Origin of the sequence: Amycolatopsis sp. WAC 01375 (genome assembly GCF_003947325.1) — a bacterium.
Lineage (GTDB): Bacteria > Actinomycetota > Actinomycetes > Mycobacteriales > Pseudonocardiaceae > Amycolatopsis.
In genome coordinates this window covers 281,474-300,376 of the sequence record NZ_QHHW01000037.1, presented here as the reverse complement: position 1 = coordinate 300,376, position 18,903 = coordinate 281,474, and the positions used below count along the sequence as shown (strand labels likewise).

Sequence of the window (18,903 nt, the reverse complement as noted above, 5' to 3'; positions counted from 1 at the left end):
CCCGACGGCGGCGTAGGCGAGCGCCGTGGCGAAGTCGGCCTCGGCAGTACCGAAGTACTCGACGGCCCGTCTGGCCGAGATCAGCGCTTTCTCCGGCTCGTCGACCTCGGCCATGATCCGCGCCAGCCACAGCTCGAGATCACCACGCGCGGCCACCAACCGCCGCTCCTCCCCTTGGCGCGCCCGGCGGCGGCCAGTAGCTCTTCGGCGATCTCCAGCGCCTGTCCGGCGTCGACCCGCCATGGCCGGATCGCCTGTGGGTCGGTGCGCACCTGGTCAGCCAAGGCACCCGCGGCGTCGGGCAGCGAGAAGTCGGGATCCGGCCGCACCACGCAGTCCTGCACCCAGCCGTCGATCACCTGGGCGCGCGCGACCGGGCTGAGGGAGGCCAGCAGAGCAGGATCGCCGAGCTGGCGATTGACCCGCCCCTTACTGATCCCCTTCCATGCGAAGAACACTGGAGGTACGCGTGCCGGCTTCAGGATCCACCGGATCGTCGAGGCGCCGACCCGGTGTCCGAGCTTGAGCAGCTCACCCTGAATCCTCTTGTAGCCCCAGCCGTGGTTCTCCGTGGCCATCCGTTCGATCAGCCTGGAGATCGAGTCGTCGACCGGTGGCCGGCCGACCCGGCGTGGATAAGTCCACTTCGCGGCTACCAAGCGCCGATGCCAGCGCGGGATCGTGCCCGGAGTGACTAACCGGTGCAGCCGCAGCGCCCTAGGCAGCAGGCGAACCAACGCGGCGAACACAGCCCGGTCAGCCCCGTCGAGACGAGGTTTCGGGTTGCCTCTGCGCAGCACGGCGACCTCATGGCGCAGTACCAGCAATTCGACGTTCTTCGACGCCGACGAGCGGCCGAGCAACACCACCAAACCCACCAGCCGAAAGAAGATCAGATAAAGCAGACGCAAAGACATGGCCGCCGATCATGCCCTACCCGACGAAGCGCGCGTCGCAGGTCGGATGCATAAACCGACTTCTGGAACCCCGCAGGCCTGCGAGGACACCCAGATGGTGCAGCAATCGCGTGTAACGCACCCGGAAACACCTCCAGGTACTACCGACAGCGACCAGTGCGTACTGTAGTGATCACCATATCGTTCTAGTGAACCGTCAACCGATCGCGCAATATGTTGGTGGAGCTCGCACAGAGGGGTGCGGTCAGCACTCGAGCTCACTAGGAAATCTTTTGTTGCGCAAAAGAAGCTCATTCAGATCCAGCCTGTTGGCAATGGCTGGCATATCTGTCATGTTCACCAGCACTGCATTCGCCGATACGGCCGCCAAAGCGGCGGACGATGTATACGCGATAATTCAAACCGTTCCCATGGAACGCGGAGTCAACCCACTCGACGTACCGCCTCCCGCCAACACGCGACAGAGCCGCGCCGCAGGTTTAGAGCGCAAGCAGGGCGAACCGACGCCTGAGCAGACAAGGCAAGCCCTCAACCCCGACAGGCATGTCTATTCAGTCGACTCGGCGCGATACGCTTCGGGAAGCAAGGCCATGGCGAATCCTGGCGATCCCGTGCTGCCCCAGGAATGTGTCGACTACTTCATGAACAATGACGACCCGCCGGACCGCATCTGCTGAAAAGCCGATTCGCCTCCTGTCACGCCGAATTTCTTGTCGTCAACTACTACTAGAAGAACAGCACGCTCCCAATCGGCCGGGCTCACGCGGAATGGGCGTTGACGGTCAACATGTCGTGGAACGCCCGGCAGGCGTTGGTCACCACACGGATCGCGAACTGGAAGTTCGTCGGTGAGGTGAACAAGAGCCAGGTCGTCGGTGTCGAGGTGGCCTGCAACAAGGCCCTGCCCAGCAGTAGCGCTCGCTGCCAGACGCCGTCCTGGGGCCACTCGGAGTCGATCACCGGCTGGCAGGCCATCACCCAGGCCGACTACACGTTCCAGTTCCAGGGCGAGGATCCGCCCAATCCGCAGGAACCCGACCAGATCAAGCCCGAGAAACGCACGCTGTACAGCATCTCCAGCTATGCCTACGGCTACGGCGGCCCCGGGCCGTGGGACAACATCGGTCAGACCCAGCCGGTGTCGTGGCCGTTGCGTTGCGACGTCGCGCGTAGCACCAACCCGAACTATGCCAGGAGCAGCGACTGCGTGTTCCACGGTGCGACCGGCTGGCTGAGGTTCAACGCCAACGATCCGGCGATCACGGAATCCGCCCAACTGTACTACGACGCCCACCAGGATTTCGGCAAGACCTACCCTGGTGGCGGGCAGGGGAAGTATGTGCCCGGCAACATCGGCGTCCCGGCGTGGGCGAACAGGACCGAGCCGATTCGCAGGAACTTTTACGACAAGCTGTTGCAGACCAACAACTACAACACGTCGGTGAAGTTCTGTAAGGACAAATGGGGGACGGGTTACAAGGTTCGCCCGGACGGCAAGGTCAACGAATGTGACGAGTTCCCCTTCAAAACAACATACGAAGGTTCGTTCACGATCACCCCGGACATGTTGCGGACCGTGGCGGTCCGCCCCGGGCTGAAGGAACACAACCAGGAAACTGGCGCACGGTGGGGATTATTCCTCGCTGAGGACCACATCCTCGACGGCGACAGCGTCTTCGTCGAGGCCTACAAGTAGATTTGTTCGCGTGGGTGATGGTGGATATCCTCGCCATCACCCACGCACAGCAAGGACCGTAATGACCGAACCCGTCCTCCTTCTCCGAGAGACCGGAAGCCCCTGGGTCGACTACCACCAGTTCATGCTGTTCGACGTCGAGTCCACCGAGGCCCGCGCCTCACACCTGCCTCCGCAGACAGACGGGGCCATCGCAGTCAGCGGCCACGGAGGAGGCAAGTTCTTCACCTTGGGTGAGATGACGGACGTCGTGGTGGACTTCGAAGTCTGGACGGCAGAACCCGCGCCGCCCACGTCACCGTTCGAAGATCGGTTCGACGGGGCTTTCACCGTGGACACGGAGCGCGTCGTCCTCGGCTCCGTCACCGGCTCGCCGGCGGACGTCATCATCGAACTTCCCGTCCCCGGCCCTTTCCAGCTACGCGCGTTCCGCACCAGCACCCCCACCGTGAACAGCGACTTCCCGGAACTCGACTATCGGCACGAGCGATGGCTGCTCCAGACCTGGCCATCCAGCGCACAGACATCACCAACGTAAACCTGCGCGACAGGAACCACCCTTTCGCCGGCTACCCGTATTTTCACGATGGCCAGACATTCCTAGAGGACAGCACGCTGATACGGGCAGGTCCGTCACGGTGCGGAGGCTACGAGCGGCTTCACCGCCCAGTGTCACGTCCCTGGCCGGCTTCCGTTTCTGGATCAGGGCCGTGCCATCGCGTCTAGGTGCGGAGGTTGTCGATGACGTACTCGGCGATCTTCGTGACCGCACCACAAGGATCGTTCTGCCAGGGACCCGCTTCCGGCTTTCCGCGGGTGTTGGTCTTGATGTGTACCAGTGTGTTGTCGTCGACGCCGAGAACCAGCCTGCACGCCAGAGGCCCTTCGTCCCGCTTGGTCGCGATGTTCTCCTCGACGTCCACGATCACCGCGGGGTAGCCGTTGATCGTCAGCTCTTCCCAGTGGTTGCCGGTATCGCGGCCTCGGGCGTGGTCGCTGTACAACGTGCTGATGCTCTCCCGCAGCGGCGGGAACCAGGATGTGGTCACGTCGACCGAGCGGCCGAGCACGATCAGGCATTGGCCTTGCCGGGTCTGTTCGTGCTTGCCTTCGCCGAAACCGATGCTCCGCAGCTGCTCCACGGTGATCGCCGAACACGGATCGGCGATGAACTTGTTGCCGTTCAGTTGTGCGGGGATCGGCGGTACCGATACCGACGGTTCCGGCGGCGTCGGCGGCGGGCTCGTTCCGCAGCCGGCCAGCGCCACCATGCCACCGGCCATCAGCAGGGCGAGTCCTCGGGCGAGACGACGTGTCACGAGGGATCGGCTCCCGGTTTGATCCGCCAGCGGCGGGGTTCCCCGACCACCTCGGCACTCGTGCCGACATCCGGGATCTTGGGGAAGGTGGTCTCGATGGCCGTCAGCTCGAGACCGCTCCCGACCAGCGCTCCGATGTTGGTGATCATGCTGGCGAGGAGGGTGTTGCAGTCACGCCAGAACTTCTCGAAGGCCGAGTTGATCGCGTCCACGAAGTCCTTGGCCGACAACACGGCCAGCGGCGGGACGACCACGGACCCGAGAACGATCGCGAACTTCCCGCTCAGCTGCGCCAGGTTCGCCGCACAGTTCCCGAGCGCGAGCAACAGGTTCTTGTACGTGTCGATCACCGTCGTCGCGACCGTGCTCACCGTTTTGGTCAGGCTCGTGATGGAGACCTGGCCTTTGTTCAGGCTGTCGACGGCCATCCCGGAATACATGGAGTACTGGTCGAACGCGTCACCACGCCACGCGGCCGTCAGTGACAGCTTGGTGTCATTGACGATGTCGGCCGCGTCCTTCAGCTTGCTCTCCCTGGCGAACGCCTCAGCCAGCCTCAACGCCTTTTCCAGGTTGCCGGCGACGAACACGCGGAGCTTGTCGAGCAGCCCGATGATCCCGTGCGCGCCGATCAGGTCCGCGTACTCCCGGATCTTCGCATCCGCGGCCTCCGGATAGGTCATGGTAGTGAGTTCCGCGGCGGCCTGGCCCGGGTCGGAGGTGGTCACTTGATCTCACCCTCCAGCTTCTTCATCCGGTCATACGCTTCCTGATCCAGCTGTTCGTAGTGGTTCGCGGCCTTGCCCAACGCCCCGCTCAGCACGGCGAGCTGGGTCGAGTTCTCGGCCGTGATCCGCTGAATCGCGTCGATGGCCGCGTTGTACCGGTCCACCGTCCCCAGGCCGTTGAGCCCGGGCATCAGGTTCGTCGCCGTCCCCGGCAGACCCAAGTCGTAGGGGCCGAGCGCGACATTCGCCAAGTCCACCACTACGAAGTTCTGTAGCAGTCCCGCCGCCTCCGCGATCGCGTCGGCCGCGGCCCGCAGCTTCTCCGGGTAAACGTGATAGCCCTGACCGGGACCGGGGTCGAACGGATCCGGAAAACTCATACCAGCCGCTCCTCATCCCGAACGGCCGCGACCGCCGCCTCATACCGCTGGGCCGCGGTCTCTTCCGCCCGCCGGATCCCCAGCAGCAGCTGACGCGACAGGCTCGCCGCGCTGTAGGCCTTCATCGCGGCCACGTCCACCGACACATCGACCAGCTCACCCGCACCGGTCACCGTCACCGACCCCAGCTCCCCCGGCAACGTCCACGTGACACGATCCCGCGCCGCACCCGCCGCGGCCTGCTCAACCGCGGCCACGGTCGCGTCGATCTCCCGCGCCAGGTGATACAGCTCGTCCTGGTAACTCACCAGCGATCCCGCCCCTCGTCCTCGAGATCGTCGTCCAGGAAATCGAGCTGATCGAAACTCTCCTCCTCGACCTCTCCGGGATCGGGACGCGCTCCACGCGGCTCAGCCGCTGTCGCGGTTCGGGGAGCAGGTGATGGCGCGACGTCGTTCCCCTGGGTTGCCGCGGGCCCAGGGGCGGGTTCGGGCATCCACTCCTGGTCCTTGTCCACCACCGCGCGGACCTTGGCGACACCGACCTGAGCGGCCGCACGCCGGGCCGCCGACACCGCCTCCACCACCGCAGGCCCCAGCCGCTGCGGATGCGAACTCCGGATCACCTGATCCGCGATCGTCAGATCCACCAGCTTGCCCTGACAGGACACCACCGCCGACGCGATACCGTCAGCAGATCGCCCGGTGAACCGGGCCTGCTCCAGCTCAGCATCGAGCTCACCAGCCTGCTGCCGCAACCTGGCCACATTCAATGACACGCCGGCTCGCCCTCCCCGTCGCCCGACATACCCTCGCAGCCGCCCCCACGGCCTGACCGCTACGCCCGCGACTACTACACGAGCGTAATCGGCCGAGCGGTCAGCGTAGTCGAACCTCACACCTGTGTCTCGTCATTCCCCGCACGCGGACGGCAACCCACAGGTCGGCACCACGACAGACGGCGGGAACCTCCGCCCGGCACGGTGGCGGTGCGGCTCACCGATGAGCGGGACTATCACCGAGTCCGGCGGACGCCCCTGCGGCTGACGAGCGAGAGGGCCTGTCGCGCGGTCTCAGCACCTGTGCTGGAGCAGGCGGCGAAAGGCTGCACAACTGCTCCCCCGCTGACATTAGTGCAGCTCGCCGACGCGACCTCGTGCGACCGCCCGTGTGACGTCCAGTTGTTGATCACGCCGGTATGCTTCCCGAGAGGGCGACTACGGCTCGTGTCCGACTCGTCGCTTCGTGCAGGAGAATGCAGGTCATCGCTACAGCACTAACTGGGGGTCGAAGTGCCGGTTGAGACTGAGGACGACGCAACACGAACCCCCCGGTCGGACTACTTTCGCGCCTCTGACCTCGGCGCGATCCTGGCGGGTGTGGCATCTGGGGCCGCAGGCGCTTACGCCTACTACAGCGACGTGCTGAGGCCACTGGCGCACAGCTTCACCATCTGGATCGTACTGGTCGTCGCGGTAACAGCAGGCGCGCCTCGTCGACGCGCGGCAATCCGGGCGGTCGGAGCGCTGATCGCGGCCGTTCTTGCCTTCTACTGGGGCAAGGCCCTGGTCTACGGCATCAAATATGCGGACATGCCGTACCAGGTCGATGTGTCGACAACGGTGCTGTGGTGCGCGCTGGCGGTCGCCGGCGGCTTGCTCGCTGGATTCCTGCTGAGCGCGATCGGGCGAACCGATACCCGCGGCACAGTGGCGACCGCCGCGGTAGTCGGCCTGCTGGCTGCTGACGTTGTCCGGCAGTCCGGCCGCTCAGGTATCGGCGTCCTGCTGCTCGCGACGGTAGTCGCGATCGGCTTCGTGAGCTATCGAGGGATTCGCTCGGTGCGCCAAGGAATCCAGGTTGCAGCCTACGCAATCCCCCTGGGAGCTCTCGGCTTCATGGTCGTGTCGGCGCCGGACATCATCGAGGAAGTCCTGATCAGACTCGAGCACTAGCTCTTACCGCATCAGGATGCCTCGTCGAGACCCGTCAAGCCCGGTCCACGCGAAAGCCAACCTTTCGTCTCGATTCGCCACGGTGGATCCCAGCGCCGTCGAGAACCCCCGTCCAGCGAGTCTAAATTAGAGCAATTCGTAGCGAATCAGCTACATGCACTCGTCGATTATAAGAATATGACAAATAGCCTTAAGTGACCCCGGCCACACTCGTTCGGTGGTGTTCGGACATGTTGATCTAGTGGCAGGGTTAATTGATCGCAATTCTAAGCGCGAAGCGGTTCAACTGGGGAGGACTTCCAATGCAAGGTACGCGTGCGCTCTAATCGCGCCGCAGCTCATACCAGTGCCCATCTGTCGACAACAAAGCTGAGCCTGTTCGAGCTGACGTTATTACGGCAGTCTTCTCTTTAGCTCTTGAGCCGCCACTACCCCCTGGCTTTCTTTTGTTTCACCATGTTCACTGCGCCTGCAGCGGAGCATGGAAGTCCTCTCAGGGGTGCGCTATGCGGTCAATTTCGAGGGTTGCATCCAATTAAGGTATGTCGAGAGGGTTGAAATGAAGCGCGTATCGAAGATGTTCACCGTTGGCGTGGCGACGCTTGCGCTCGCAGCGCTATGCGGCACCTCCGCGTCGGCGGCCACCGCGAGCGAGGGCTCGGCGGGACATTACTGCGCCTGGGTGGTCGGGCCGGCCGAGAACGGCGACGTGTCGCCCGTCCTGGCGAAGTCGTGCTCCGAGGTATCGCCGGCCGCGGCCGCGGCCGGACTCGTGTCCCAGGGTGACGGGCACGCCATCTCGGCCATCGCCGAGGCCACTCCCCTGATGTACTGGTACTCGAACGGGAACTACAACCGCAACGCCGCGGGCAGCATGACCACGATCTACGGGAACGCAGGACCGTGCGACTCGGCGGGCTACCGCGTCGAACCCGACTCGTACTGGAAGGCGAACATGTCGTCGATTCTCGGCGACAACAACTGCAGATACGCGCACGTCACCCACCGCGCACTGAACTCGGCACATGACTTCAACATCGACTTCGGAGCCGAAGGCGCTTATTTGGGCCAGTGGGACAACAACGTCGGACTGACCAAGGCGCACGCCTAAAATACGCTTGGGCTGCCTCTATCTGTCCGGATTTCCCGGGCGGATAGAGGCAGTCTGCCGACCAGTGAACTCCCGTGCCCCTGGAGGCCACTGGCGAGCATCGGAAACTACGGCGCGGCGGCAATGCTCAGCCCAGTTGATAGGGCCGCTTCGGACGAGCAGGCACTCGCCGTCCGCAGAGGCCGACTTCGTAACGCCTTCAGAATTCATCAACTGGGCCCATGTCCTCCAACCAACGCAGCCAATCCAGGCTCCACATCGTCCAAGCAGAGGTCAACAGGCTGGTAGATCACGCGTCATTCGTCGGCGCAGCCCTGTGGCATAGGCTCGGTCGTTCGCACGTTCGTATGCCACGATCGCCGCTTGCCAGTGACCGCGGGCCTGCGTCGGGTCTGTCAAACGAGCGGTGTAACTCGGGTTGAAGGAAACTACTTGCGTCCGGCGGCGAGTCGGCCGTCGAAGGCGATCTCGAACGCGTTCAAGGCGGGTTTCCAGCGCATGGTCCAGCGTTTGCGGCCGGTGCCGGTCGGGTCGAGGCTCATGATCGCCATGTAGACGCACTTGAGCGCTGTTTGCTCGTTGGGGAAGTGGCCACGGGCTTTGACGGCGCGGCGGATACGGGCGTTGACGCTCTCGATGGCGTTGGTGGAGCAGATCACCCGGCGGATCTCCTGGTCGAAGGCGAGGAACGGCACGAACTCGGCCCAGGCGTTGTCCCACAACCGCACGATGGCCGGATACCGGCCGCCCCACGTGTCGGTGAACTCGGCGAACCGCTCGCGCGCGGCGGCCTCGGTCGGCGCCGTGTAGACCGGTTTGAGGGCCTTGGCGATCGCGTCCCAGTGCTGGCGCCCGGCATAGCGGAAACTGTTGCGCAGCAAGTGCACCACGCAGGTCTGAGTGATCGTCTGTGGCCAGACGGTGGTGATCGCGTCCGGCAGCCCTGTCAGGCCGTCACAGACGACCATGAGCGCGTCGGCCACGCCGCGGTTCTTCAACTCGGTGAGCACGTGCAACCAGTACTTGGCACCCTCGCCGCCGTCGCCGGCCCACAACCCGAGGATGTCCCGACGGCCCTCGCACGTCACCGCCAACGCGACGTAGATCGGCCGGTTGGCCACCTGCCCGTCACGGATCTTGACGTGGATCGCGTCGATGAAGATCACCGGATACACCGGGTCCAGGGGCCGGTTCTGCCATTCGGTCATGCCCTCGATCACCTTGTCGGTAATCGTGGAGATGGTCTGCCGCGACACCTCCGCACCATAGACCTCGGCCAGGTGCGCGGAGATCTCACCGGTCGTCAATCCCTTGGCAGCCAACGAGATCACCATCTCGTCCACACCGCCAAGGCGTTTCTGCCGCTTCGCGACGATCTTGGGTTCGAAGCTGGCGGCGCGGTCGCGTGGCACGTCGATCTCGACCGGCCCGACATCGGTGAGCACGGTCTTGGACCGCGTGCCGTTACGCGAGTTGCCGGTCCCACGACCGGCCGGGTCGTGCTTGTCATAGCCGAGGTGATCGGTGATCTCGCCCTCGAGCGCGGACTCCAGCATCAGCTTGGTCAGCTGCTGCAGCACCCCGCCCTCACCGGTCAGCTTCAGCCCGCTGGCCTTGGCGCTGCTCAGCAGCTGCGCGACGAGCTGCTCATCCAGGCCGTCCAGGCCGGTCCCTGGCTTCGAGTCCTCGGCGTTCTCCACGCCGGACATCCTGTCGGTCATCAGGTGCACTTCCATGATCGGGAGTTACACCGAACGTTTTACAGTCCCGACCGGACCGCCAGAGCATCCATTCCCAGCGATAGCGCTCAGTTCGTAGAACTTGGTGCCGAGGGGGCCATGATCGAGCGGGATGTTCGTAAGCCAGCGCCGGATGTGCCCTTCCGAGTAGGCAAGGTCTGGTCGCTCAAGTACCACCCGCCGGGCCCAGGAGCCGCCTCGCGAAGGATGGCGTCCGGGTAACCCCACACCACGTACTAGCAGCCGGCGTGGACATGGAAGCGACTGACGGAGAACGGCGACGGGTAGTCGCCGGGTTCTAGCCGAAGGAGAGCAACGTCCTCAGCTGGGTGTTCCTCGATCCCCTGCACCGCAGCTAGCTGCCAAGTGCCGTTTCGATTGAACATAACTGCCGCTTCGCCGACAGTGATCCCCCTCGCAACATGCTTCGCAGTCATCGCGAGTCCCCTCGAGCCCGAGAGGAGAAAGCACGTCCCCAGAAGCTCAACGTACTCCAGCTCGTCTGCCGCCGCGCCCGGCCCGACCTTCGCGATCGGCAGAACGAAGTTCGCAATCGGCTCGTTCGGAGGGATCTCAGTAGTCACCCGCTAGTAATATCACCAACCACCGGCGGAGTGCCGTCGGCGGCGCGCGGGTCGGATCCCGGATTCACCTCAGGCTCGGCGACGCGCAGGACACGCAACGTGTGCAGCGGGGCCGTGATCGCAGCCGGGCGTCGCTACGGCTACCGAACCCTGGCGAACTGGACCCAATCAGACGCCAAGCACCGACCGAGCGGTGATCCAGTCGCGCAGCATCGCCGTCTGCGCAGCGGACGGATGGGAACAGGGACGCACACCTATTGGCGGACGATCGCGTGTCAGGCGGCACCTCCGGGCTGGCGGCTGCTCAGCATCTTCAACGGACGCCGCGAGGTAATACCCATAGCGACACGGCTTGTTGACCAGTTCCGAACCCGCCGCGTCACCGACCACGACCTTCGTCTTCGTCCAGACATAGCCCCGCGCTCCACGGAGGCGCATGGCGCACCCTAGGATTCCCGATCGAGCCGTTGCTTAACCACGTTTCTCATCTGCTCGAACCATTCCAGGTAACTAATTCCGCCCTTGCGGTCCGGCTCGTACATTGCGCCACACTGTTCAAGCCATAGCCTGCGAGCCCCCTCCTCCGTCAAGCCCTCGTGCTTTAGGCTCTCCAATTCCGACAGCAACTCTCGGGAGAAGCCCGAAGGCTCCTCGTCGGCAAACTTCTTCACTACATCAATCGGACTCTCCGCCTCAAGGTCGTAGTCTTCATGAAAATAGCAACGCACTAGATACTCGAGCACAGATACCTCACGGGTTTGCATAGTTTGTGATAATCAAAAAACCTCCAGGCATGCTCGGATCGCGCTTCAGTACAGTAACCACTCCTCTTGCCGGAACAAAGGTTCCTTGACTTCTTGAGTACACCCGGCCCGACGTTCCAGCCGGAAGGTCCGATCTCAATCCTCATGCTCGTTGTATTATTGAGCCACCATTGTATCGCACCCCAGTTCTCGTTCAGGTTATGCGTCGCGGCACGCTTTGCGGTGTCAAGATCCGGAAAGGTAGATGCATTGGGAATGTTGCGATCGATCAAGTATTGGTCGCTTTTGCCGACGTGTCTCTCGATGGCGTGGCCGCCATTGAGTTCGTCGATGTCGAGGTTGCAGTTGGTCCAGGTTTGCGCAGATCTGGTCCCGTCGCTGCGCGCTTGGCCGCCGTTCGCACACGAGTTTGCGAGCGCTGTGTTGAGCTGCGGTACGGGTGTTGGCCCCTGATGGGTGGAACGTTGTTCCTTCCCTCCCTGGTTCGCCTGCGGGTTGGGTGTGTCCGGATAGCACGCGCTGATGGTGTCGAGCAGGGTGAAGCAGCCGCCCATCGTGGGGGCGAGGGCTTCGCCGAGGCAGTCGACTTCGGTGCCTTGGAGGCCGCAGCCGCCGAGATGTTCTTGTGGTTGCCGGCTTTCGGTGTGACCGAGGATATCGTCGGCGGTGGTGCCGACCTGGACTTGCTCGGCTCTGCCGGGGTCGATGGTGGGCATGGCTTCCCACCAGCTCACCGTCATCCATTCCGAGAGGAAGGGCGGTAGTTGCACGACGGCACCGTTGGACCAGTAGATGGTGGTGTGCTGGTAGGTGTCGATGTGCTGGGTGTAGCTGGTGATGCGGTAGCCGGGAACGTAGGTGGTCTTCTCCGGTTCCATCCAGGTGACCGGGACCCGCTTGGTCACCGTCTTGACGATGGTCGGCGGCGGTGGCGGCGGTACCGGGGGCGGCGCGGGCGCGACGATCGGGACGACGTACGGCTTCGCGATGGCAGGGATCTCGACCGGCCGTGCCCCGGTGAACTCGGCTGTGTCGAGCATGTCGATGATGTCAAGTCCGAGCAGTGCCCATCCGACGTATGGGATGGCTCTGCTGCCGAATTTGGCGGGGATCTTCACCCAGGGCGGCAGTCTTGATGCCCATTCGCCTGCGGCTTTGACTCCGCCCCAGATCCAGTTTCCCAGGGCCGCGGCGTCGTCTCCCCAGCTTCCGATCGCGCGGCCGATGTCGTCCAGGACGCCGCCCAGCCCGAGGTCCCATGGCCAGGCGGTGTGACCGGTCGGGTCGATGGTACTGATGGGGTCGCCGGCGCCGTAGCTGAACCGGTTGGTGCCCGCCGCGGTGTCCTGGCTGAGCGGAACGGTGTCCCGGCTGGTGAATCGGCCGGTGTCGGGGTCGAGCCACCGGGCTCCCATCGACACCCGGCCGGTGCCGGGGTCGGTCCAGTCGCCTTGGAATCCCAGCGTGCTCGGTGGCCCGCTCACCTCACCAGAGCGCCCGTACGGGGTGAACGTCTTGCGGGCGCGGATGTCGCCGGTCGCGGGATCGACGAGCGCGCGGATGTCGCCGTGCGCGTCCGCCCAGGGAATCGTGAGTACTTGAGCAGTCTTGACGCTTGTGGCTTTGCCTTTGAGGTCACGGCCGACTGTCTCCGTCTGAGCTGGATCAGTCGCGGGAACGACCACGGGGTCGTCATTGCCGTCGGCGTAGGCGAAGGCCACGCCGTTGCGGCTCGCCACGCGGTTGAGTGCGTCGTATTCGTACTGTGTTCCGCGGTCGCTGGTCACGCGGTCCAGAGCGTCGAAGATCGTGTCGGTCGCCGAGCTCGTGCCGGAGACCAGTGTGGTGGTTTCGCGGGCGAGGGTGCCGCGCGCTGAATACGTGTATCCGGTGGTCGCCTTCGCCGGGATCTCGCGTGTCGTCTGCTGGTTGCGGGCGTCGAACGTCGAACGTTCGGCCACGGACGGAGTTCCGCCTGCCGGGGTGACGGTGGTGGACAGGCGGTTGCCCACCTGGTCGAGTTCGTAGGTCTCGGCGGGCGCGCCGTTTCGCGGGTTCCATCCGGTGAGCCGTCCGGCGCGGTCGTAGTCGTAGGTGCCGCCGTAGGCGGCGTCGGCGGTGCTGGACTTGCCGGTGATCTTGTTGTCGCGGTCCAGGGTGTAGGTGAGTGTGTCGACGGTGCCGCTGGGCTTGGCAAGGTTGTCTTTCGAGAGTCTGCCGAAGGCGTCGTACTCGATCTTGCGGCCGGCCACCGCACCGAGTTGCTGGGTGTCGAGTTGCCCGTCCGCGGCGTAGAGGTAAGTCAGAGTGCCGCCGGTGTCCGGGTTCGACTGCGTGCGGACGGTGCCGGTGTCGTAATAGGTGAAGGCGGTCTTCCCGGTGGCGTCGGTGCGCTCGCTGGTCTGCCCTGCGGCGGTGTAACGGAATGCCGCCTTTCCGGCAGGTCCGTCGGAGTCGAGCAGCAGACCCCGGTCGTCGTAACGGAACGTCTGCCGCCCCTTGGGGTGCCCCGCGGAGAGGACACGTCCGGCGAGGTCGTAGGTCACGCTGGTGGTGGCGGTAGGGGTGTTCGGCCCGGTACCGGTTTCGCCGGTGAGGTTTCCGGCTGGGTCGAAGGTGCGCTGGATGACGATGCCGCCGGGGCGCTGTTCGGTGATGGGCAGGCCGGATGAGTCGTAGGTGATCGCCCTGGTGCGGTCGGACTCAGCCGGGTACGCCGGTGTCGCGGGGTCGATTTCCCGTTCGGGCAGCTGCCAGGGTGTGTAGGTCTGCCAGGTGCTGTTGCCGCGGGCGTCGGTGACGCGGGTGCGGTTTCCGGCGAGGTCGTAGCCGAAGGTGGTGGTCACCGCGGCACCGGCGGCGGCGGGGTGTTCGACGATCGACCGGACGGCGTTGGCCGCGTCGTAGGTTCTTTCGGTACGGCGCCCCTCTGCCGAAGTGACGGCGATGGGGTTGCCGACGAGGTCGTATTCGGTGATGGCGCCGGGCAGTCGTTCGCCCTTGGCGCCGATGATGGTGGTCGTGGTCGGACGGCCTACCTGGTCGTAGGTCGTGGTGAGGGCACGGCCCAGGGCGTCGGTCTGGCGCACGAGATTACCGGCGAAGTCGTATTCGAAGGTCTGGTCCCCGTGGCTACCGGGGTCGACCCCGGTGACCTCACCGACGGCGTTGTGGGTATAGCGGGTGGTCCTGTTCGCCGGATCGGTCTGGGAGGTCATCCGGCCCGCGTCGTCGAACACGGAGGTGGTGCTGTAGCGCAGCGGCGGGCCATCCGGTACGCGCACCACATTGGTCTTCGTGGTGACGTGCCCGAACACGTCGTACTCGAACTCGACGACCGCTCCCGTCGGCCCGGTCATGCGGCTGACGAGGCCACCGGGTGCGTAGGTGAACACGGTGACCGGGACGGCGTCCCCGACCTTGGGTCCCGACTGGGTGGTGAGATTGCCGTAGGGGTCGTAGGCGTAGGTGATCTCACCACCCACGGCGTCGATCTTCTTGGTGATCTGGTTGAGCTGGTTATATTCGTAGCGGACCACACCATCGGTCGGCGGCCCGCCCGCGGGCTGATAGACCGGGCTGTGCAAGGCGACGGTCTGGCCGAGCTTGTCGAATTCGGCGGTAGTGACACCGCCACGAGCGTCGCGCAGATGCTCTTGTTCGCCGAAGGCGTTGTAGCCCCGAGTCGTGATCGGGGCGAGGACCGCCGCGGTCTGGCCATGATTCTCGATTTCGCGTGGTGGCCCTCGTTCCTCCACGACACGGCCCATCTCGTCATAGCGAACAGCGGAGGTGTAAGCCTCCAGCTGCGCACCGGCGACGCCGCGGGGGTCGGTAATGGTGAGCACGCGTCCGTACTCGTCGTAGGTCTTCTTCGTGACGAGATCGCCCGCGCTGGTGACCACCCGGGTCTCGGCGACGCGGCCACCGGCGTCGTAGGTCAGTTTTGTGGTTTGGGCGCGGTCCTTGTCCGATACCGCGATCTGGATGGGCCTCCCCCACAGATCGTTGGTGTGGGTGGTTTTGCGGTTCACTCCTGACGGGTCGAGTACCTGCTCGAGCATCTTCCCGGCCGGAGAGTATTTCCCTGTGGTGGTCCGGGTTCCCGCAGCCGATGTCTCCGAGGTGACATTGCCCAGCGCGTCATAGGAACGCTTCCAAAGTTCGATCTCCCGCTCGGCCGCCTTCGCGGTGGCCGGGACGACCCGGATGGCCCGGATGGGCATTCCGTCCCAGCTGTAGGTGTAGCGCGTGACCCGTCCAGCCGCGTCCATCTCGGAGATCTTGTACCCAGCGGGGTCGTAGCCGTATTTGGCCATGGCCCGGATCACGCCGTCGGTGCTGCGGCGTTCGACGGTGGTCAGGCGTCCTTTCGCGTCGTACAGGTGGACATCGAGATTGCCGTCCGGTCGCCATACGTTCTCCAGTCGACCGCGGTGATACTCGTAGCTGAAACTCGCGTTATTTGGACCGACGCGTTCGGCGAGTTTTCCGTCAGGGTGATAGCGGAAGGTCGTCGTCCGCGTGTAGGGGTCGGCGGCCGCCCGGTCGGGATGCGCGGCACGCCAGCGAGCAGAAGCCGGTGCGTCGACGTTGTTCTCCGACCGCAGCAACCCGTCCGGGTCGAACTCTCGGGTCACGACGCGCTGATGTTTCTCGCCGGTCACCGCGTCGGTGGTCTCCGGATAGACCTCGCCCACGATGTTGTCGGCCGCGTCGTAACGGTACGTGGTCCGGACTCCCTGCGGGAACGCCGCGGAGTACTCGACCTTGGCAGTCATCCGGCCGAGGTTGTCCCGCTCGAATCCGGTCCGCGCTCCCGTCACGGTGTTGCGGATCTCGATCACGTCGCCCGCGCGGTTGCGGTCGTAGATCACGGTGCCCGACGCGTTGGTCACACTGAAAAGGAGGTCTTCCGGCGCTTCCGTTCCCTGGGTGTAGCTGTACCGTTCCGTTCCCGCCGGGGCACCGGTCTCGTGCGCCATGGTCTTCGAGACAACGAGGCCGTTATGCGCGGCGTACTCATAGGTTTCCGGTTCATACGGTTTTGTGGACTGATCATACGGATAGCTCGTGAGCATGGTTCCGTATCGCGGATCGTCCAGCGGAGCGGTGTAGTTGTACCGGTAATTGGCGCCGACGACATCGTCGACTTTCCGGTTCGTCCATCGTGTGGCCACATCGCCGTTCGGGTTGGGGATGATGTGCGTGGTGTGGAAGTTCTCGTCGAAGAAGGTTTCCAGCCGCCCGGTGTAGGGGCTGTAGTTCCACAAGCGGTACACCACCGTTTGCGGATTCGCGCGAATCGGCGCGTGATCCAACTCGTAAAGCCTGTTGAGTCTGTCGAACAGGTAGGTCTCGTCCTTGCCGTCGAAGGTCTGGACCGTTCTCCCGCCCCGACGGTTCACGTGCTCGAGGTAGTCCGACTGGGCAGGCTCCGAGACCGGCAAGCTGTAGTAGGTGAAAGTGGTGCTCTGGTCTGAGTCCGCCGCCGTGTCCACGCGCGAAACCTCCGGCGACCCCACGGCACGGTAAGTGACCCGGTCCAGCGGGCGGCCGGCCCGAGTCGCGCCGCCGATCAGCCGGGCCTGGTCGTCATAGGCGTACTTCTCGCACCCCACACCCACCTTGCAAACCTCGGCCAGGCGATCGCAGGCCGTGTAGCGGTACTCGACGCGGATGGGTGCCTCACCCGGTGCGGGTGCCTCGCCAGTGATGGACTTGATCAGCTCGCGGCTGCGGCAGCCTCCTTCACCACCCGGCGGATACCATTCGACGGACACCTGGCGTCCGGAGTTGAACTGTCCGAGTCCGACGATCCGCCCCTGGTCGTCGCGGGTGATGCTGATCGTCTTGTTGTAGGTCGCGGGACGGACCACGATCTCCTGCAACTGGCCGGAACTCGCACTGAAACGCAGCACCTCGCCATCGCCGGCCTTGACCTCATAGGTCCCCCATACCAGCTTCACTGTGTTGCTGGACCCGGTGTCACCCCGAGCCGCGAAAGTTCCGTCGGGTTCCTTCCGAATACTTGCTGCCGTCCGTCCGGATACGTGATCGTCAACGACTGTTCCGCCGTGTTCCAGCTGGCCTGGGAATCGAAGAAACTCATCCAGCCGCGGCCCATCGCGCCCACGAGCCCGGCGGTGGTCGCCGCGCTGGAGTAACCCCGGCTCACCCGGAGTTTCGGTGTCGACTCGGTCCGCACCTCCACATCCACGGCTTGGCGCGTGTACATGCCGAATGGCAGCACCGTGCCACGCACCGTGCTGAGGTTCATGCCGCTGCCGACGGTGCGCCACTGGTCCGGCGCGGGCGGCACCACTATGACTGCCATCGCGGGAGTGACGGTGCTCAGGGCACCGTCGGTTACCTCGACCTTCCACCAGAGTGTCTGGTTCCAGCGGGCATACCCGTCCGGCACCTGATACGCCCAGTGATCCTGCCAGCCACTCGTCTCACAGTGCGTTGTCATCTCCTTGTCGGAGCACACCGTGAACAGATAGCGAGGATTAGCGAAGGGATAAGCGTCCGGATCGTTCGCGACCGCGGCCAGCGACGGTGACCGGGTCAGGGACGTCCCGCCGTTCGGCGGGCCGAGCACACTGATATTCGGAGCACGGTTCGCGACGTTGTAGAAGACGCTGAGCGAACAGACCCCTTTCTCACTCAGCCAGCCATACCCCTTGACAAACACATCCCAGGCGACGAAATGGCTTCCCGGCTTCAACCCCGCCAGCGGCGCCTCCAGTTCGAGCGCCTGCCCCTGTCTGAACGGAACCGTGATGTCCTGCGAGGGATTCCCGTCATACTTCACCCACGGCAACCCGGACGCACCACCCAGGTGATAACTGACGAAAGCCGACCCCGCAGGCAGGTCTCCCGCACCTACCATCGTCAGCCGGAGCTTCACCCGGCCACCGGCGGGCAAGAACGGTTGCACGGTGACGCCCAGGTTCTCCCATTTCAGGTCATAGGGGCGGGCCCCCATCGCCGCATGACGGCGCGGCCGCCTGACGCTGCGCCGCCTTCACCTCGACGGGCAGGGCTGCCGCGCCTTCCACCCGCACCGGCGTCAGCTTCTGCCGGACACGGGCCGTAGCCTCGTCGCGTGCCGCCAGCGCGTCATCCACCGACTTCCGCGCTGCAGACCCCGCTGCTGGCAGCTTCGGAGTCTCCTCCGAAGGAACCGAGACCTTCGCCGGATCCACATCGGGCTGATCAGGAACACTGTTGAGCGGCTTATCCACGCCCCCACTGCCCGCAGCCACCGCAGTAGCGACAGGCAATGCCGCCACGACGCCCGCCGTCAGCGACAACACCAGGACAAACCGCAGAAAACACACCAGCGCGCGACGAACCATCGTGCCCTCCCCCTTGAACAACCGTTCTGATCATCGGAGGCACCCCGGCTGCGCTACACACTCAGCCAGCCATTCATCACTCAGCCGTCGGGCGTTCACCTATAGGCGTAGCTATGGAGACAACACGTGCGACGGACACGTGTGGGGGCCGAGAACTGTGTCACATCATGCGACCTGCTGATATTCGTAGATCAGTCCGCCGAGCCCGATCGATCATGCCGACGAACTCGTTCGGCGCCAGTTATCCGGCCGGGAACCTGCCCATGGTCGGGCGGGTGTTGGTCCAATGAGCGATGGGGTTGACTCCCAGAGCCCGCGCGTCCTTCGCTTTGCCGGATAACGAATCC

Annotated in this window: 17 protein-coding genes; 5 read left to right on the top strand and 12 right to left on the bottom strand. The window is 64.5% G+C overall.

What is annotated here, in order from left to right; genetic code table 11:
- Nucleotides 1-80 precede the first annotated feature (80 nt).
- Nucleotides 81-917: a hypothetical protein gene (locus DL991_RS43470; protein ID WP_233599015.1), complete on the bottom strand. Its 837-nt coding sequence runs from the start codon at nt 915-917 to the stop codon at nt 81-83.
- A gap of 332 nt (nt 918-1,249) precedes the next feature.
- Here DL991_RS43470 and DL991_RS27290 point away from each other — a divergent pair, with 332 nt between their 5' ends.
- From DL991_RS27290 to DL991_RS27280, 3 genes are all read left to right on the top strand, one after another.
- Entirely contained in the window at nt 1,250-1,594 is a 345-nt protein-coding gene (locus DL991_RS27290; protein WP_125787186.1) for a hypothetical protein, read from the top strand.
- 98 nt (nt 1,595-1,692) lie between these two features.
- Nucleotides 1,693-2,613, top strand: coding sequence for a hypothetical protein (locus DL991_RS27285; protein WP_125787185.1), 921 nt, complete (start codon nt 1,693-1,695; stop codon nt 2,611-2,613).
- A 124-nt stretch (nt 2,614-2,737) separates the two neighbouring features.
- Nucleotides 2,738-3,151 carry a hypothetical protein gene (locus DL991_RS27280; RefSeq protein ID WP_233599014.1) on the top strand — a complete coding sequence of 138 codons (414 nt, stop codon included), beginning with the start codon at nt 2,738-2,740 and terminating at the stop codon, nt 3,149-3,151.
- A gap of 184 nt (nt 3,152-3,335) precedes the next feature.
- On the opposite strand, the gene DL991_RS27275 is transcribed toward DL991_RS27280, so the two are convergent.
- The 5 genes from DL991_RS27275 to DL991_RS27255 are packed head-to-tail and all read right to left on the bottom strand — an operon-like array spanning nt 3,336 to nt 5,818.
- Entirely contained in the window at nt 3,336-3,932 is a 597-nt protein-coding gene (locus tag DL991_RS27275; protein ID WP_233599013.1) for a DUF3558 domain-containing protein, read from the bottom strand.
- The gene (locus tag DL991_RS27270) at nt 3,929-4,660 is read right to left on the bottom strand and encodes a hypothetical protein (RefSeq protein ID WP_125787183.1); all 732 of its coding nucleotides are present in this window, start codon (nt 4,658-4,660) and stop codon (nt 3,929-3,931) included. Before DL991_RS27270 ends, DL991_RS27275 begins: the two co-directional genes overlap by 4 nt.
- Nucleotides 4,657-5,040 (bottom strand): hypothetical protein, encoded by a 384-nt coding sequence (locus DL991_RS27265; protein ID WP_125787182.1) that lies wholly within the window; start codon nt 5,038-5,040, stop codon nt 4,657-4,659. Before DL991_RS27265 ends, DL991_RS27270 begins: the two co-directional genes overlap by 4 nt.
- A complete protein-coding gene (locus DL991_RS27260) occupies nt 5,037-5,348 on the bottom strand; it encodes a hypothetical protein (RefSeq protein WP_125787181.1) in 312 nt (103 codons plus the stop codon). Before DL991_RS27260 ends, DL991_RS27265 begins: the two co-directional genes overlap by 4 nt.
- Complete coding sequence (locus DL991_RS27255) at nt 5,345-5,818, bottom strand: YbaB/EbfC family nucleoid-associated protein (RefSeq protein WP_233599012.1); 474 nt, start codon at nt 5,816-5,818, stop codon at nt 5,345-5,347. Before DL991_RS27255 ends, DL991_RS27260 begins: the two co-directional genes overlap by 4 nt.
- Nucleotides 5,819-6,331: 513 nt before the next feature.
- On the opposite strand from DL991_RS27255, the gene DL991_RS27250 reads away from it, so the two are divergent.
- Together DL991_RS27250 and DL991_RS27245 are read left to right on the top strand one after the other, a co-directional pair.
- Nucleotides 6,332-6,994: a DUF6518 family protein gene (locus DL991_RS27250; RefSeq protein ID WP_148106371.1), complete on the top strand. Its 663-nt coding sequence runs from the start codon at nt 6,332-6,334 to the stop codon at nt 6,992-6,994.
- Nucleotides 6,995-7,553: 559 nt separating this feature from the next.
- Nucleotides 7,554-8,105, top strand: coding sequence for a hypothetical protein (locus tag DL991_RS27245; protein ID WP_125787179.1), 552 nt, complete (start codon nt 7,554-7,556; stop codon nt 8,103-8,105).
- A 428-nt stretch (nt 8,106-8,533) separates the two neighbouring features.
- Here DL991_RS27245 and DL991_RS27240 read toward each other — a convergent pair whose 3' ends face one another.
- The 6 genes from DL991_RS27240 to DL991_RS27220 all read right to left on the bottom strand — a co-directional run bounded on the left by DL991_RS27240 (nt 8,534) and on the right by DL991_RS27220 (nt 18,556).
- The gene (locus DL991_RS27240; RefSeq protein ID WP_233599019.1) at nt 8,534-9,814 is read right to left on the bottom strand and encodes an IS256 family transposase; all 1,281 of its coding nucleotides are present in this window, start codon (nt 9,812-9,814) and stop codon (nt 8,534-8,536) included.
- A 266-nt stretch (nt 9,815-10,080) separates the two neighbouring features.
- The gene (locus DL991_RS27235; RefSeq protein ID WP_125787177.1) at nt 10,081-10,428 is read right to left on the bottom strand and encodes a hypothetical protein; all 348 of its coding nucleotides are present in this window, start codon (nt 10,426-10,428) and stop codon (nt 10,081-10,083) included.
- Nucleotides 10,429-10,874: 446 nt separating this feature from the next.
- Entirely contained in the window at nt 10,875-11,192 is a 318-nt protein-coding gene (locus tag DL991_RS44030) for a contact-dependent growth inhibition system immunity protein (RefSeq protein WP_125801024.1), read from the bottom strand.
- A complete protein-coding gene (locus DL991_RS27230; RefSeq protein WP_125787176.1) occupies nt 11,156-17,161 on the bottom strand; it encodes an RHS repeat-associated core domain-containing protein in 6,006 nt (2,001 codons plus the stop codon). The genes DL991_RS44030 and DL991_RS27230 overlap by 37 nt, the downstream gene beginning before the upstream one ends.
- Nucleotides 17,158-18,183: a DUF6531 domain-containing protein gene (locus tag DL991_RS27225; protein WP_125787175.1), complete on the bottom strand. Its 1,026-nt coding sequence runs from the start codon at nt 18,181-18,183 to the stop codon at nt 17,158-17,160. The genes DL991_RS27230 and DL991_RS27225 overlap by 4 nt, the downstream gene beginning before the upstream one ends.
- Nucleotides 18,164-18,556 carry a hypothetical protein gene (locus DL991_RS27220; protein ID WP_125787174.1) on the bottom strand — a complete coding sequence of 131 codons (393 nt, stop codon included), beginning with the start codon at nt 18,554-18,556 and terminating at the stop codon, nt 18,164-18,166. The genes DL991_RS27225 and DL991_RS27220 overlap by 20 nt, the downstream gene beginning before the upstream one ends.
- Nucleotides 18,557-18,903: the final 347 nt, after the last annotated feature.